Annotated in this window: 7 protein-coding genes; all 7 read right to left on the reverse strand. The window is 60.0% G+C overall.

The window, feature by feature from the left end:
• Positions 1-69: 69 nt before the first annotated feature.
• Positions 70-1,260, reverse strand: a complete 1,191-nt coding sequence (gene tuf, locus P9250_RS17335; RefSeq protein ID WP_090541958.1) for an elongation factor Tu — start codon at positions 1,258-1,260, stop codon at positions 70-72.
• A 66-nt stretch (positions 1,261-1,326) separates the two neighbouring features.
• Complete coding sequence (gene fusA / locus P9250_RS17340; RefSeq protein ID WP_250509591.1) at positions 1,327-3,429, reverse strand: elongation factor G; 2,103 nt, start codon at positions 3,427-3,429, stop codon at positions 1,327-1,329.
• Positions 3,430-3,558: 129 nt separating this feature from the next.
• Positions 3,559-4,029: a 30S ribosomal protein S7 gene (rpsG, locus tag P9250_RS17345; RefSeq protein WP_006053291.1), complete on the reverse strand. Its 471-nt coding sequence runs from the start codon at positions 4,027-4,029 to the stop codon at positions 3,559-3,561.
• 203 nt (positions 4,030-4,232) lie between these two features.
• Entirely contained in the window at positions 4,233-4,613 is a 381-nt protein-coding gene (rpsL, locus tag P9250_RS17350; RefSeq protein ID WP_006053290.1) for a 30S ribosomal protein S12, read from the reverse strand.
• Positions 4,614-4,833: 220 nt separating this feature from the next.
• Positions 4,834-6,681, reverse strand: a complete 1,848-nt coding sequence (gene recQ, locus P9250_RS17355) for a DNA helicase RecQ (RefSeq protein WP_310394321.1) — start codon at positions 6,679-6,681, stop codon at positions 4,834-4,836.
• Positions 6,682-6,869: 188 nt separating this feature from the next.
• Positions 6,870-11,111, reverse strand: a complete 4,242-nt coding sequence (rpoC, locus tag P9250_RS17360; protein WP_244826438.1) for a DNA-directed RNA polymerase subunit beta' — start codon at positions 11,109-11,111, stop codon at positions 6,870-6,872.
• A 21-nt stretch (positions 11,112-11,132) separates the two neighbouring features.
• Entirely contained in the window at positions 11,133-15,239 is a 4,107-nt protein-coding gene (gene rpoB, locus P9250_RS17365) for a DNA-directed RNA polymerase subunit beta (protein WP_244826439.1), read from the reverse strand.
• Positions 15,240-15,458 lie beyond the last annotated feature (219 nt).

Raw genomic sequence — 15,458 nt, forward strand, 5'->3', positions numbered from 1 at the left:
TCGCTTGGGGCGAACACCCGGCCTCGGTCACGTTACTTCAGTACTGCAACGACAGGTGAGCCCGAGATTTTACTCGATAATCTTGGCAACCACACCTGCGCCGACGGTACGACCGCCTTCGCGGATAGCGAAGCGCAGACCTTCTTCCATGGCGATCGGTGCAATCAGCTTCACCGTGATCGACACGTTGTCGCCCGGCATCACCATTTCCTTGTCCTTCGGCAGCTCGATCGAGCCCGTCACGTCCGTCGTACGGAAGTAGAACTGCGGACGGTAGTTGTTGAAGAACGGCGTGTGGCGGCCGCCTTCGTCCTTGCTCAGCACGTACACTTCAGCCGTGAAGTGCGTGTGCGGCGTGATCGAACCCGGCTTGGCCAGAACCTGGCCACGCTCCACGTCTTCACGCTTCGTGCCGCGCAGCAGGATACCGACGTTGTCGCCCGCTTGACCTTGGTCCAGCAGCTTGCGGAACATTTCCACGCCCGTGCAAGTCGTCTTCACCGTCGGCTTGATACCGACGATTTCGATTTCCTCGCCAACCTTCACCACGCCGCGCTCCACGCGACCCGTCACCACCGTGCCGCGACCCGAGATCGAGAACACATCTTCCACCGGCATCAGGAAGGCGCCGTCCACTGCGCGCTCCGGCGTCGGGATGTACGTGTCCAGCGCGTCGGCCAGATTCATGATCGCCACTTCGCCCAGCTCGCCCGTGTCGCCTTCCAGCGCCAGCTTGGCCGAACCCTTGATGATCGGCGTGTCGTCGCCCGGGAAGTCGTACTTCGACAGAAGCTCGCGCACTTCCATTTCGACGAGTTCGAGCAGCTCGGCGTCGTCCACCATGTCGCACTTGTTCAGGAACACGATGATGTAAGGCACGCCGACCTGACGCGCCAACAGGATGTGCTCACGCGTTTGCGGCATCGGGCCGTCAGCGGCCGAGCACACCAGGATTGCGCCGTCCATCTGCGCCGCGCCCGTGATCATGTTCTTCACATAGTCAGCGTGGCCCGGGCAATCGACGTGTGCGTAGTGGCGATTAGCCGTTTCGTACTCGACGTGCGCGGTGTTGATGGTGATACCACGTGCCTTTTCTTCCGGCGCTGCATCGATCTGGTCGTATGCCTTCGCTTCGCCGCCAAACTTCTTGGTCAGCACCGTCGTGATCGCTGCCGTCAGCGTGGTCTTGCCGTGGTCAACGTGACCGATCGTGCCCACGTTCACGTGCGGCTTGGTCCGCTCGAATTTACCTTTTGCCATGATTACCTTCTTTCAGAGATTGTTTATCGGTTAAAAGCTTGTGGCTCGCCGAATGACTTGCAGGGCTTACTTGCCCTTGGCGTTGATGATCGCTTCGGCAACGTTACGCGGAGCTTCAGCATAGTGCTTGAATTCCATCGTGTACGTAGCACGGCCTTGCGACAGCGAGCGCAGCGAGGTCGAGTAGCCGAACATTTCCGACAGCGGTACTTCGGCGCGAACGATCTTGCCGCCGCCGATCATGTCTTCCATGCCCTGGACGATACCGCGACGGCCCGACAAGTCGCCCATCACGTTGCCCATGTAATCTTCCGGCGTTTCGACTTCCACGGCCATCATCGGTTCGAGGATGACCGGGCTTGCCTTGCGCATTGCTTCCTTGAAGGCCATCGAACCGGCCATGCGGAACGCATTTTCGTTCGAGTCGACGTCGTGGTACGAACCGAACGTCAGGTGAACCTTCACGTCGACGACCGGGAAGCCAGCCAGCACGCCCGACTTCAGCGTTTCCTGGATACCCTTGTCCACCGCCGGGATGTATTCGCGCGGAATCACACCGCCCTTGATCTCGTCCAGGAACTCGTAGCCCTTGCCCTGTTCGTTCGGCTCGAGCGTGATGACCGCGTGACCATACTGACCGCGACCACCCGACTGTTTGACGAACTTGCCGTCGACATCGGCAGCCGTCGCGCGGATCGTTTCGCGGTACGCAACCTGCGGCTTGCCGACGGTTGCTTCAACGCCGAATTCACGCTTCATCCGGTCGACCAGAATTTCGAGGTGGAGCTCGCCCATACCCGAAATGATGGTCTGGCCCGACTCTTCGTCCGTTTGAACGCGGAACGACGGATCTTCTTGAGCCAGACGGTTCAGCGCCAGACCCATCTTTTCCTGGTCGGGCTTCGTCTTCGGCTCAACTGCCTGCGAAATCACCGGCTCCGGGAAAATCATGCGTTCGAGCACGATCGGGCTCTGCGGGTCGCACAGCGTGTCGCCCGTGGTCGCTTCCTTCAGGCCCACGGCTGCCGCGATGTCGCCTGCGCGCACTTCCTTGATTTCTTCGCGCTGGTTCGCGTGCATCTGCAGAATACGACCCAGACGTTCCTTCTTGTCCTTGGTCGCGTTCAGCACGGTGTCACCCGAATTGACCACACCCGAATACACACGGAAGAAGATCAGCTGACCGACGAACGGGTCGGTCATGATCTTGAATGCCAGCGACGAGAATTTTTCGTCGTCGGCAGCACGGCGCTCGCCCTTCTCACCGTTTTCGAGTTCACCCGTAACCGGCGGAATGTCGACCGGCGACGGCAGGAAGTCGATCACGGCGTCGAGCATGCGCTGCACGCCCTTGTTCTTGAACGCGGTGCCGCACAGCATCGGCTGAATTTCGCACGCGATGGTCCGGTCGCGGATCGCCTTGACGATTTCCGCTTCGGTCAGCTCTTCGCCGCCGAGATACTTTTCCATCAGTTCTTCGCTGGCTTCGGCAGCCGACTCGATCATCTTCTCGCGCCACTCGTTGCACGTGTCGACGAGTTCAGCCGGGATGTCGACGTAGTCGAACTTCGTGCCCTGGGACGCTTCGTCCCAAATGATCGCCTTCATCTTGAGAAGGTCGACCACGCCCTTGAAGTTTTCTTCCGAGCCGATCGGCACGACGACGGGAACCGGGTTCGCCTTCAGACGCGTCTTCAGTTGCTCGTAGACCTTGAAGAAGTTTGCGCCAGTGCGGTCCATCTTGTTGACGAACGCGAGACGCGGAACCTTGTACTTGTTAGCCTGACGCCACACGGTTTCCGACTGCGGCTGCACGCCGCCCACTGCACAGTAGACCATGCACGCGCCGTCGAGGACGCGCATCGAGCGCTCCACTTCGATCGTGAAGTCGACGTGCCCCGGGGTGTCGATGATGTTGATGCGGTGCTCGGGATAGTTGCCGCCCATGCCCTTCCAGAAGGCCGTGGTAGCAGCCGACGTGATGGTGATGCCGCGCTCCTGCTCCTGCTCCATCCAGTCCATCGTTGCAGCGCCGTCGTGAACTTCGCCGATCTTGTGGTTCACGCCCGTGTAAAACAGGATGCGCTCGGTCGTCGTCGTTTTGCCGGCGTCGATGTGAGCGCTAATACCGATGTTGCGGTAGCGCTCGATAGGTGTCTTGCGAGCCACTTTGGATCCTTTTTTGGTCGACCCGCCGACTCGATCTATAACGAGCCGGCAGCGTCCTAACACAAACGGGCGAGGCGCCTGGAGTAGCGCACCCGCCCTTATTTTTCCGTTTGCCCTACGAGCGGGAGCTTAGAAACGGAAATGCGAGAATGCCTTGTTGGCCTCTGCCATGCGGTGAACTTCGTCGCGCTTCTTCATCGCGCCGCCACGGCCTTCTGCCGCTTCGGAGAGTTCGCCCGCAAGCCGCAGGGCCATCGACTTTTCGCTGCGCTTCTTCGCGGCTTCACGCAACCAACGCATCGCCAATGCCATACGACGCGAGGGACGCACTTCGACCGGAACCTGGTAGTTGGCACCACCAACGCGACGGCTCTTCACTTCGACCACCGGCTTCACGTTGTTGAGCGCAACCGTGAACACTTCCAGCGGGTCCTTGCCACCCTTGGTCTGGATCTGTTCAAAAGCGCCGTACACGATACGCTCGGCAACCGACTTCTTGCCTGAGAGCATCAGCACGTTCATGAACTTGGCTACATCTACGTTGCCGAATTTCGGGTCCGGCAACACTTCCCGCTTGGGGACTTCGCGACGACGCGGCATGATTCTTCCTTTACCTTTTCAGTTGGAGCCGACTCCGAACGAGTCTTTAAGCTCCGCGGCCACCAACAAACCCGATCCATCTTTTCGACAAAACCAGCTTGGCCGGGTGACCACTTACTCGATAGCACTGGCATTCCAGTACCACCGCCTAAACCGCCTTACGGCGACCTCAAACAACTTGCAGATGACTGCAGACCGGCGACTTACTTGCCAGCCTTCGCGCGCTTCGCACCGTACTTCGAGCGAGCTTGCTTACGATCCTTGACGCCCTGAGTATCTAGCGAGCCGCGAACCATGTGGTAACGCACACCCGGCAAGTCCTTGACACGACCGCCGCGAATCAGCACGACCGAGTGTTCTTGCAGGTTGTGGCCTTCACCACCGATGTACGAAATAACTTCGAAACCGTTCGTCAGGCGAACCTTCGCAACCTTACGAAGTGCCGAGTTCGGCTTCTTAGGCGTCGTGGTGTACACGCGAGTGCACACGCCACGACGCTGGGGGCAGTCCTGCAGGGCCGGCGACTTGCTCTTCGTCGTTTCCGACGTGCGGCCTTTGCGAACCAATTGATTGATGGTTGGCATCGTTTATTCCTGAAAATGATCAAATTCGGCGCGATTCTCGACGGGCAAAGCGTCGGAAAATGCGCGTCTAACGTTCTCGAAGAAGCTCGATCCCCTGTCGTACGCGGCGCTAAGCCGGTTCCGAAAACGGACCAAGAACGAGAACCTAGCATGATATGCTGAAAATCCCAATTGGGTCAACACGTTGCGCGCATTTCGGAGTACCGCGCAAAGCGTTGGCTTATTCGGTCGTCACGACATCCAGCAACTCGTCGCCGAAACGCTCCAGCTTGCGCGCGCCGATGCCCGGGATATGACGCAGATCATCCACCGTATCGGGATCGCTTCGAGCTATTTCGGCAAGCGTGGCGTCATGAAAAATGACGTAGGCCGGCACGCCGTCGCTCTTGGCGGTTTCTGCGCGCCAAATGCGCAGACGCTCCCAGCGAGACTTCTGCCGTTGCGACATGCCCGTGGTCGGATCGGCGCGTTCCCGCGTGCGTCCCGACGATTGCCGGCTACGCACCGGCTTCACGTATTTACGCAGCGTGACGTGCTCCTCGCCTTTCAGCACGGGCTTGCTCGCATCGGTGAGAACGAGCGCGCCGAAGCCGTCGTGGTCGATCGCCAAATAGCCAAAAGCGACGAGCTGCCGAAACACCGCGCGCCACTCTGGCTCGGTAAGCGCGGCGCCGACGCCGAACGTCGATAAATTTTCGTGTCCGCGCTGTAGGACCTTTTCGCTGCGCGACCCGCGCAGAATGTCGATCAGGTGTCCCGCGCCGAAATGGAAGCCGCTCGCTTTGCGCGCGCGGAAGACGCAGGACAGCGCCATTTGCGCTTCGCGCGTGGCATCGAACGACGCGGGCGGTTCCAGGCATGTATCGCAGTTGCCGCACGGTTGGCTCGTCTCGCCGAAATAAGCCAGCAGCCGCACCCGCCGGCAGGCAGCCGTTTCGCACAAGCCAAGAAGCGCATCGAGCTTGCCGGTCTGTACGCGTTTGTGGGCGTCGTCGGCTTCGGATTCGTCGATCATCTTGCGCTGCTGCACGACATCGCCGAGTCCGTAAGCCATCCATGCGTTCGCCGGCATGCCGTCACGACCCGCGCGTCCGGTTTCCTGATAGTAGCCCTCGACGCTCTTTGGCAAGTCCAGATGCGCGACGAAGCGCACATCCGGTTTATCGATACCCATGCCGAACGCAATCGTCGCGCACATCACGACGCCTTCCTCGCGCTGAAACATCTCCTGATGCTTCTGCCGCGTCTCGAATTCCATGCCCGCGTGATACGGCAGCGCGCGCACGCCCTGACCCTTCAGCCACTCGGCGGTCTCTTCCACCTTGCGACGCGACAGACAATAAACGACGCCTGCGTCCGTCGTGCCGTCCGTATTCGTATGCTCGGCGCGGATGAAATCGAGTAACTGCAAGCGTGCGTTGTCTTTCTCGACAATCCGGTAACGGATATTCGGCCGATCGAAACTCGATACGAAGATACGCGCGTCGTCGAGCGCCAGCCGATGCACGATCTCGTCGCGCGTGATGGCGTCCGCGGTCGCCGTGAGCGCGATGCGCGGCACCGAAGGGAACCGTTCGTGCAGCACGGAAAGCTGGATGTACTCCGGGCGAAAATCGTGTCCCCATTGCGACACGCAATGCGCTTCGTCGATGGCAAAAAGACCCACGCGCGCGCTTTCGAGCAATTCTAGAAAGCGCGGCGTCATGAGACGTTCGGGCGCCACATACAAAAGGTCGATGGTGCCGTTGCGCAGCGCGCGCTCCGTGGCGGCGGCCTCCGCGCCGGAGAGCGTCGAGTTCAAGTACGCCGCGCGCACGCCAAGCTCGGTGAGCGCCGCGACCTGATCCTGCATCAACGCAATCAACGGCGACACGACGATTCCCGCGCCGAAGCCCGACTCCTTGCGCACGAGCGACGGAATTTGATAGCAAAGCGATTTGCCGCCGCCCGTCGGCATGAGCACGAGCGAGTCGCCACCGTTGGCGACGTGTTCGACGATATCCGCCTGCTGTCCGCGAAAAGCCGGATAGCCGAAAACTTCCTTGAGGATCTGCAGCGGACGGGACATGGACGGGAGACGCTCACTACAACATGGAGATACCGAATTCTAACAACGCATGCTCGCCTGCCGAGGCGCTCGTTGCAGCGTTAGCCAATCGGCAGAGTGGGAATCGTCGAAAACGAACCGGCGAAAAAAAACCGCCCGGCTAAAAGCCGAGCGGTTCGATGTTGCAACCGACAATCCAGCGAGAGAACTTACTCGTTGGTATGCGGCGCCTGCTCCGTTGCCGGGGTTTCCGGCGTACCGAAATCGAATGCCTCTTCGGCAGCGATCTGGTCGAAGCGTTCGCGATCCGACATTTCCTTGCTCTTGCGCGCCTTGTGGAACGCGAGACCCGTACCAGCCGGAATCAGACGGCCGACGATCACGTTTTCCTTCAGGCCACGCAGATCATCACGCTTGCCCATGATCGCCGCTTCGGTCAGCACGCGGGTCGTTTCCTGGAACGACGCCGCCGAGATGAACGAATCGGTCGACAGAGAAGCCTTCGTGATACCGAGCAGCACGTTTTCGTACGTGGCCGGACGCTTGTCGTCCGCGGTCATGCGGTCGTTCTCATCGAGCATGTCCGACCGCTCGACTTGTTCGCCCGGAATGAAGCGCGTGTCGCCGTTGTCCGTGATCTGGACCCGACGCAGCATCTGACGCACGATCACTTCAATGTGCTTGTCGTTGATCTTCACGCCTTGCAGACGGTACACGTCCTGCACTTCGTCCACGATGTAACGCGACAGCGCCTCGATACCCTGCAAACGCAGGATATCGTGCGGATCGGCAGGACCGTCGACGATCATTTCGCCCTTGTTGACGACCTGACCATCGTGCACCAGCACCTGCTTTTCCTTCGCGATCAGGAACTCGTGCTGATTGCCTTCGAGGTCCGTGATAACGAGACGCTGCTTGCCCTTCGTGTCCTTACCGAACGACGTCGTGCCCGTGACTTCCGCCAGAATGCCGGCGTCCTTCGGCGAGCGCGCTTCGAACAGTTCGGCCACGCGCGGCAGACCACCGGTAATGTCACGCGTCTTCTGCGCTTCAACCGGGATACGTGCCAGCACTTCACCAACCTGCACTTGCTGACCATCCTTCACGGTGATCAGTGCGCCGACCTGGAAGCCGATCTGCACCGAATGCTCGGTGTTCGGGATCTTCACTTCCTCGCCGTTCGCGTCGAGCAGCTTCACCTGCGGACGCACGCTCTTCGAAGCCTGCGAACCACGGCGCTTCACGTCGATTACGACGAGCGTCGAAAGACCCGTGACGTCGTCGATCTGCTTCGCGACCGTCACGCCTTCCTCGACGTTTTCGAACTTCACCGTACCGCCCCACTCGGTGATGATCGGACGCGTCAGCGGATCCCATTGAGCCAGTTGCGAACCGGCCTTGATCTGCGCGCCGTCGAGTTGCAGCAACGTGGCGCCGTACGGGATCTTGTGACGTTCACGCTCGCGACCGAGGTCGTCCGCGATGATCGCCTCGCCCGAACGCGAGATGACGACTTGCTCGCCCTTCGCGTTGGTGACGTAACGCATCGTGGCCGTGAAGCGCACCGTACCGTTCGACTTCGCTTCGACCGTCGAAGCAACCGCCGCACGCGATGCCGCGCCACCGATGTGGAACGTACGCATCGTAAGCTGCGTGCCCGGTTCACCGATCGACTGCGCCGCGATCACACCAACCGCTTCGCCGACGTTCACGCGCGAACCACGACCCAGGTCGCGGCCATAGCACGAAGCGCACAAGCCATAACGCGTTTCGCAGGTCAACGGCGTGCGCACGCGCACTTCGTCGATACCGAGGCGTTCAATTTCCTCGACCGCGTCTTCATCGAGCAGATCGCCCGATGCGTACAGCGTTTCCTGCGTTTCCGGATTGACGACGTCCGCCACCGCGACGCGGCCGAGAATACGGTCACGCAGCGCTTCGACGACTTCACCGCCTTCGACCAACGCCTTCATCGCCACGCCGTTCGACGTGCCGCAATCTTCTTCGACGACGACCAGATCCTGCGTCACGTCGACGAGACGGCGCGTCAGGTAACCCGAGTTCGCCGTCTTCAACGCCGTATCCGCCAGACCCTTACGTGCACCGTGCGTCGAGATGAAGTACTGCAGCACGTTCAGGCCTTCGCGGAAGTTCGCGGTGATCGGCGTCTCGATGATCGAGCCGTCCGGCTTCGCCATCAGGCCGCGCATACCGGCGAGCTGACGAATCTGCACCGCGGAACCGCGCGCGCCCGAGTCGGCCATCATGTAGATGGAGTTGAACGATTCCTGACGCGTTTCCTTGCCGTCACGATCCGTCACCGGCTCTGTTGCAAGCTGTTCCATCATCGCCTTGCCGACCGCTTCCGACGTTGCCGACCAGATGTCGACCACGTTGTTGTAGCGTTCTTGCGCGGTGACGAGACCCGACATGTACTGACGGTCGTATTCCTTCACCTTCTTCGCGGCGTCACCGACGATCGTCTCTTTCTGCGGCGGCACGAGCATGTCGTCCACGCAGATCGAGATGCCGGCGCGCGTTGCAAGACGGAAACCCATTTGCATCAGCTGGTCGGCGAAGATCACCGTTTCGCGCAGACCGCACTTGCGGAACGCCGTGTTGATCAGACGCGAAATTTCCTTCTTCTTCAACGGCTTGTTCAGCACGGTGAAGGGCAGCCCCGGCGGCAGAATTTCCGACAGGATCGAGCGGCCGACCGTCGTTGCGAACAACGAGATCTTCGGCACGAACTTCGGCGCGCCTTCGCTCTGGTCTTCGTTGTGGACCATTTCCGTGATCCGCACGTTGACGCGCGATGCCAGCTCGACTTCCTTGTTCTCGTACGCGCGAATCACTTCCGACACGCCCGTGAACGTCATGCCTTCGCCCTTGCCATTCACCGCTTCACGCGATGCATAGTAAAGACCCAGCACGATATCCTGCGACGGCACGATCGACGGGTCGCCGTTGGCCGGGAACAGAACGTTGTTCGACGCGAGCATCAGCGTACGCGCTTCCATCTGCGCTTCCAGCGACAGCGGCACGTGAACGGCCATCTGGTCACCGTCGAAGTCGGCGTTGAACGCCGCGCAAACGAGCGGGTGCAGCTGAATTGCCTTACCTTCGATCAGCACCGGCTCGAAAGCCTGAATGCCGAGTCGGTGAAGCGTAGGCGCGCGGTTCAGCATGACCGGATGTTCGCGAATGACTTCTTCGAGAATGTCCCACACCACGGGCGTCTGGTTCTCGACTTCCTTCTTCGCGGCCTTGATGGTCGTAGCTACGCCCATCACTTCCAGCTTGTTGAAGATGAAAGGTTTGAACAGTTCGAGCGCCATCAGCTTCGGCAGACCGCACTGATGCAGCTTCAACGTCGGGCCGACCACGATCACCGAACGGCCCGAATAGTCGACGCGCTTACCGAGCAAGTTCTGACGGAAACGACCGCCTTTACCCTTGATCATGTCGGCGAGCGACTTCAGCGGACGCTTGTTCGCACCCGTCATTGCCTTACCGCGACGACCGTTGTCGAGCAGCGAATCGACGGCTTCCTGCAGCATCCGCTTTTCGTTGCGGACGATGATTTCAGGCGCCTTCAGTTCGAGCAGACGCTTCAACCGGTTGTTACGGTTGATCACGCGGCGATACAGGTCGTTCAAGTCCGACGTCGCGAAACGGCCGCCATCCAGCGGCACGAGCGGACGCAGTTCCGGCGGCAGCACCGGCAGCACTTCGAGCACCATCCAGTCGGGCTTGATGCCCGAACGCTGGAAAGCCTCGAGCACTTTCAGGCGCTTTGCGTACTTCTTGATCTTCGCTTCCGAACCCGTGTTCTTGAGTTCGGTGCGCAGCATCTCGACCTGTTCGTCGATGTTGATCGAACGCAGCAGTTCGCGCACGCCTTCCGCGCCCATCTCGGCGCGGAATTCGTCACCGTACTCTTCGACCTTGTTGTAGTAATCCTCTTCGGTCATGATCTGCCGCGCTTTCAGCGGCGTCATGCCCGGATCGATCACCACGTATGCCTCAAAGTACAGCACGCGTTCGATGTCACGCAGCGTCATGTCGAGCACCATGCCTAAACGCGACGGCAGCGACTTCAAGAACCAGATGTGCGCAACCGGCGAGGCCAGTTCGATATGGCCCATGCGTTCGCGACGCACCTTGGCGAGCGTCACTTCGACGCCGCACTTTTCGCAGATCACGCCGCGGTGCTTCAGACGCTTGTACTTGCCGCAAAGGCATTCGTAGTCCTTGATCGGACCAAAAATCTTCGCGCAGAACAGACCGTCCCGCTCCGGCTTGAAGGTACGGTAGTTGATGGTCTCCGGCTTCTTCACTTCGCCGAATGACCACGAACGGATCTTGTCGGGCGAAGCCAGACCGATCTTGATCGCGTCGAATACTTCTTCTTGCTGGACTTGCTTGAATAGATCGAGCAGAGCTTTCATTGCTTTCTCTCCGTAGTCCGATTAGTTGCGGTCGAGATCGATATCGATACCGAGCGAGCGGATTTCCTTCACCAACACGTTGAAGGATTCCGGCATGCCGGCGTCGATCACGTGATCGCCCTTGACCAGGTTCTCATAAACCTTGGTCCGGCCTGTCACGTCGTCCGACTTGACCGTCAGCATTTCCTGCAGCACGTACGACGCGCCGTACGCTTCGAGCGCCCATACTTCCATTTCACCGAAACGCTGGCCACCGAACTGCGCCTTACCACCCAGCGGCTGCTGCGTGACGAGCGAGTACGGGCCGGTCGAACGCGCGTGCATCTTGTCGTCGACCAAGTGATGCAGTTTCAGGTAGTGCATGTAGCCAACCGTGACCGTACGCTCGAACGGTTCGCCCGTTCGGCCGTCGTGCAGCGTGACCTGATTCTTCGAAGGCGTCATGCCGAGGTTCTTCGCGATGTCATCCGGATAAGCCAGATTCAGCGCGCGCGACATTTCGTCTTCCGTTGCGCCGTCGAACACCGGCGTTGCGAACGGCACACCTTCGCGCAGGTTCTTTGCCAGTTCGACGATTTCGTCGTCGGAGAAGCTTTCCAGCTCTTCCTTGCGGCCCGACTCGTTGTAGATCTGGGTCAGGAACTGACGCAGTTCTTCGATCTTCGCCTGACGCTGCAGCATTTCGCCGATACGCCAGCCAAGACCCTTCGCGGCCCAGCCCAGATGCACTTCGAGAATCTGACCCACGTTCATCCGCGACGGCACGCCGAGCGGATTCAGCACGACGTCGGCCGGACGGCCATCGGCCATGTACGGCATGTCTTCGATCGGAACAATCTTCGACACGACACCCTTGTTACCGTGACGACCCGCCATCTTGTCGCCAGGCTGCAGACGACGCTTGACCGCGAGATACACCTTGACCATCTTCAGCACGCCCGGCGGCAATTCGTCGCCCTGCGTGAGCTTCTTGCGCTTTTCCTCGAACGCGAGGTCGAACTGGTGACGCTTCTGTTCGATCGAGTCCTTGATGGCTTCGAGCTGCGCCGCTGCTTCTTCGTCCGCGAGGCGGATATCGAACCAGTGGTAGTGATCGAGGTCTTCGAGGTACGGAAGATCGATCGCCGTGCCCTTCGCCAGCTTCTTCGGACCGCCGTTCGCGACCTTGCCGTTCAGCATGCGTGCGAGACGCGAGAAGGCGTCGCCTTCCACGATACGCAACTGGTCGTTCAAGTCGAGGCGATAGCGCTTCAGTTCGTCGTCGATGATCTGTTGCGCGCGCTTGTCACGCGTGATGCCTTCGCGCGTGAACACTTGCACGTCGATCACCGTACCGCTCATGCCCGAGGGCACGCGCAGCGACGTGTCCTTCACGTCCGACGCTTTCTCACCGAAGATCGCGCGCAGCAGCTTTTCTTCCGGCGTCAGCTGGGTTTCGCCCTTCGGCGTGACCTTGCCGACCAGCACGTCGCCCGCTTCGACTTCCGCGCCGATGTACACGATGCCCGACTCATCCAGACGGCCAAGCTGCACTTCCGCAAGGTTCGAGATGTCGCGCGTGATTTCTTCCGGTCCGAGCTTCGTGTCGCGAGCCACGACGTTCAGTTCTTCGATGTGGATCGACGTATAACGATCGTCCGCCACGACTTTTTCCGAGATCAGGATCGAGTCTTCGAAGTTGTAGCCGTTCCACGGCATGAACGCGACCAGCATGTTCTGACCGAGCGCGAGCTCACCCAGATCCGTGGATGCGCCGTCGGCCAGCACGTCGCCGCGCGCAACCTTGTCGCCCACCTTGACGATCGGACGCTGGTTGATGTTCGTGTTCTGGTTCGAACGCGTGTACTTGATGAGGTTGTAGATGTCCACGCCGACATCGCCGGCGACGGCTTCATCGTCGTTCACGCGAATCACGATACGGCCGGCATCGACGTAATCCACGACACCGCCGCGGAATGCCTGCACCGTCGTACCCGAGTCGACCGCGACCGTGCGCTCGATACCCGTACCGACCACGGCCTTTTCAGGACGCAGACACGGCACTGCCTGACGCTGCATGTTCGAACCCATCAACGCGCGGTTCGCGTCATCGTGCTCAAGGAACGGAATCAGCGATGCCGCCACCGACACGATCTGCGACGGCGCCACGTCCATGTACTGGATGCGGTCCGGCGTGACCATCAGCGTTTCGCCTGCTTCACGTGACGAAACCAGTTCGTCGGTCAGCGTGCCGTCTTCGCCCACGGCGGCATTCGCCTGCGCGATCACGTAACGGCCTTCTTCGATCGCTGACAGATAGTCGATCTGATCCGTCACCTTGCTATCCACGACCTTGCGATACGGCGTTTCGAGGAAGCCGTATTCGTTCAGGTGCGCGTAAAGAGCCAGCGAGTTGATCAGGCCGATGTTCGGACCTTCCGGCGTTTCGATCGGGCACACGCGGCCATAGTGGGTCGGGTGCACGTCGCGAACTTCGAAGCCAGCACGCTCACGCGTCAAACCGCCCGGGCCAAGTGCCGAAACACGGCGCTTGTGAGTGATTTCCGACAGCGGGTTGGTCTGGTCCATAAACTGCGACAACTGCGACGAACCGAAGAACTCGCGAATTGCCGACGAAATCGGCTTCGAGTTGATCAGGTCGTGCGGCATCAGATTTTCGCTTTCGGCTTGACCGAGGCGTTCCTTCACTGCGCGCTCGACACGCACGAGACCCGCGCGGAACTGGTTCTCCGCCAGTTCGCCGACGCAACGCACTCGACGATTGCCCAAGTGGTCGATGTCGTCCACTTCGCCCTTGCCGTTACGCAACTCGACGAGAATCTTGATGGTCGCGAGGATGTCGTCGTCTTGCAAAGTCATCGGGCCGATGATTTCATCACGGCCAACGCGGCGATTGAACTTCATGCGGCCGACCTTCGAAAGGTCATACGCGTCTTCGCTGTAGAACAGACGGTTGAACAACGCCTCGACTGCTTCCTCGGTCGGCGGTTCGCCCGGACGCATCATGCGGTAGATCGCGATACGCGCGGCCATCTTGTCGGCGGTTTCATCGATACGCAGCGTCGACGAGATATACGGGCCTTGGTCCAGATCGTTCGTGTAGAGCGTCTGGATTTCCTTGACCTTCGCCTCGCGCAGCTTTTCGAGCACCGTCTCGGTGATTTCCTCGTTGGCGTTCGCGATCACTTCGCCCGTTTCCGGATCGATCACGTTCTTCGCCAGCACGCGGCCGAGCAAATAGTCCTCGGGCACCGAGATGAACTTCGTCTTGGCGTTTTCGAGGTCGCGAATGTGCTTCGCGTTGATTCGCTTGTCCTTCGTGACGATGACATTGCCATCGCGGTCCTGGATGTCGAAGCGCGCGACTTCACCGCGCAGACGCTCCGGCACGAATTCCATTTGCGCGCCTTCGCCCATCAGCGCGAAGTTGTCGAACACGAAGAAGTTCGCGAGGATTTGCTCCGGCGTCATGCCGATAGCCTTGAGCAGAATCGTGACCGGCATCTTGCGGCGACGGTCGACGCGGAAGTACAGCACGTCCTTCGGGTCGAACTCGAAGTCGAGCCACGAACCGCGGTAAGGGATGATACGAGCCGAGAACAACAGCTTGCCGGAGCTATGCGTCTTGCCCTTGTCGTGCTCGAAGAACACGCCAGGCGAACGGTGAAGCTGCGACACGATCACGCGCTCGGTACCGTTGATGACGAACGAACCCGTCGGCGTCATGAGCGGAATTTCGCCCATGTACACTTCCTGTTCCTTCACTTCCTTGACCACCGGCTTGCTCGGCGATTCCTTGTCGAGCAAAACCAGACGCACCTTCGCGCGCAAGGCGGAGCAGTACGTCAGGCCGCGCTGCTGACATTCCTTGATGTTGAACGCGGGCGGCGACAGCATGTAGCTGACGAACTCGAGACGCGCAAACCCGTTGTGCGAAACGATCGGGAAAACAGAGGTAAATGCAGCTTGCAGGCCTTCCGCCTTGCGCTGCGTGGAGGACGTATCCGCTTGCAGAAACGTCTGGAATGATTCAAGCTGGGTCGCCAGCAAAAAGGGAACTTGGTGAACGATGGGGCGTTTCGCGAAACTCTTGCGAATACGCTTCTTCTCGGTGAAGGAATATTGCATACGATCTCCGAATCACGGCGGGCGTTGGCGAGGCGGGATACCTCGACGTCACGGCCCGGTGTTCACCGACTGAGATTCGCGCGAATGTCCGGGGAGGACGCGCGAATCTAGAAGCTTGGTGGTTGGCCGCTACCAACCGCTGGCTGACGGCAGCGGATGCCTGTGTTTCCCGCTACCCGACCAAACTTGCCTTCTGCAGTCGCTTCAGAAGACAAAGAG

The sequence above is a fragment of the Caballeronia sp. LP006 genome, assembly GCF_031450995.1.
GTDB lineage: Bacteria > Pseudomonadota > Gammaproteobacteria > Burkholderiales > Burkholderiaceae > Caballeronia.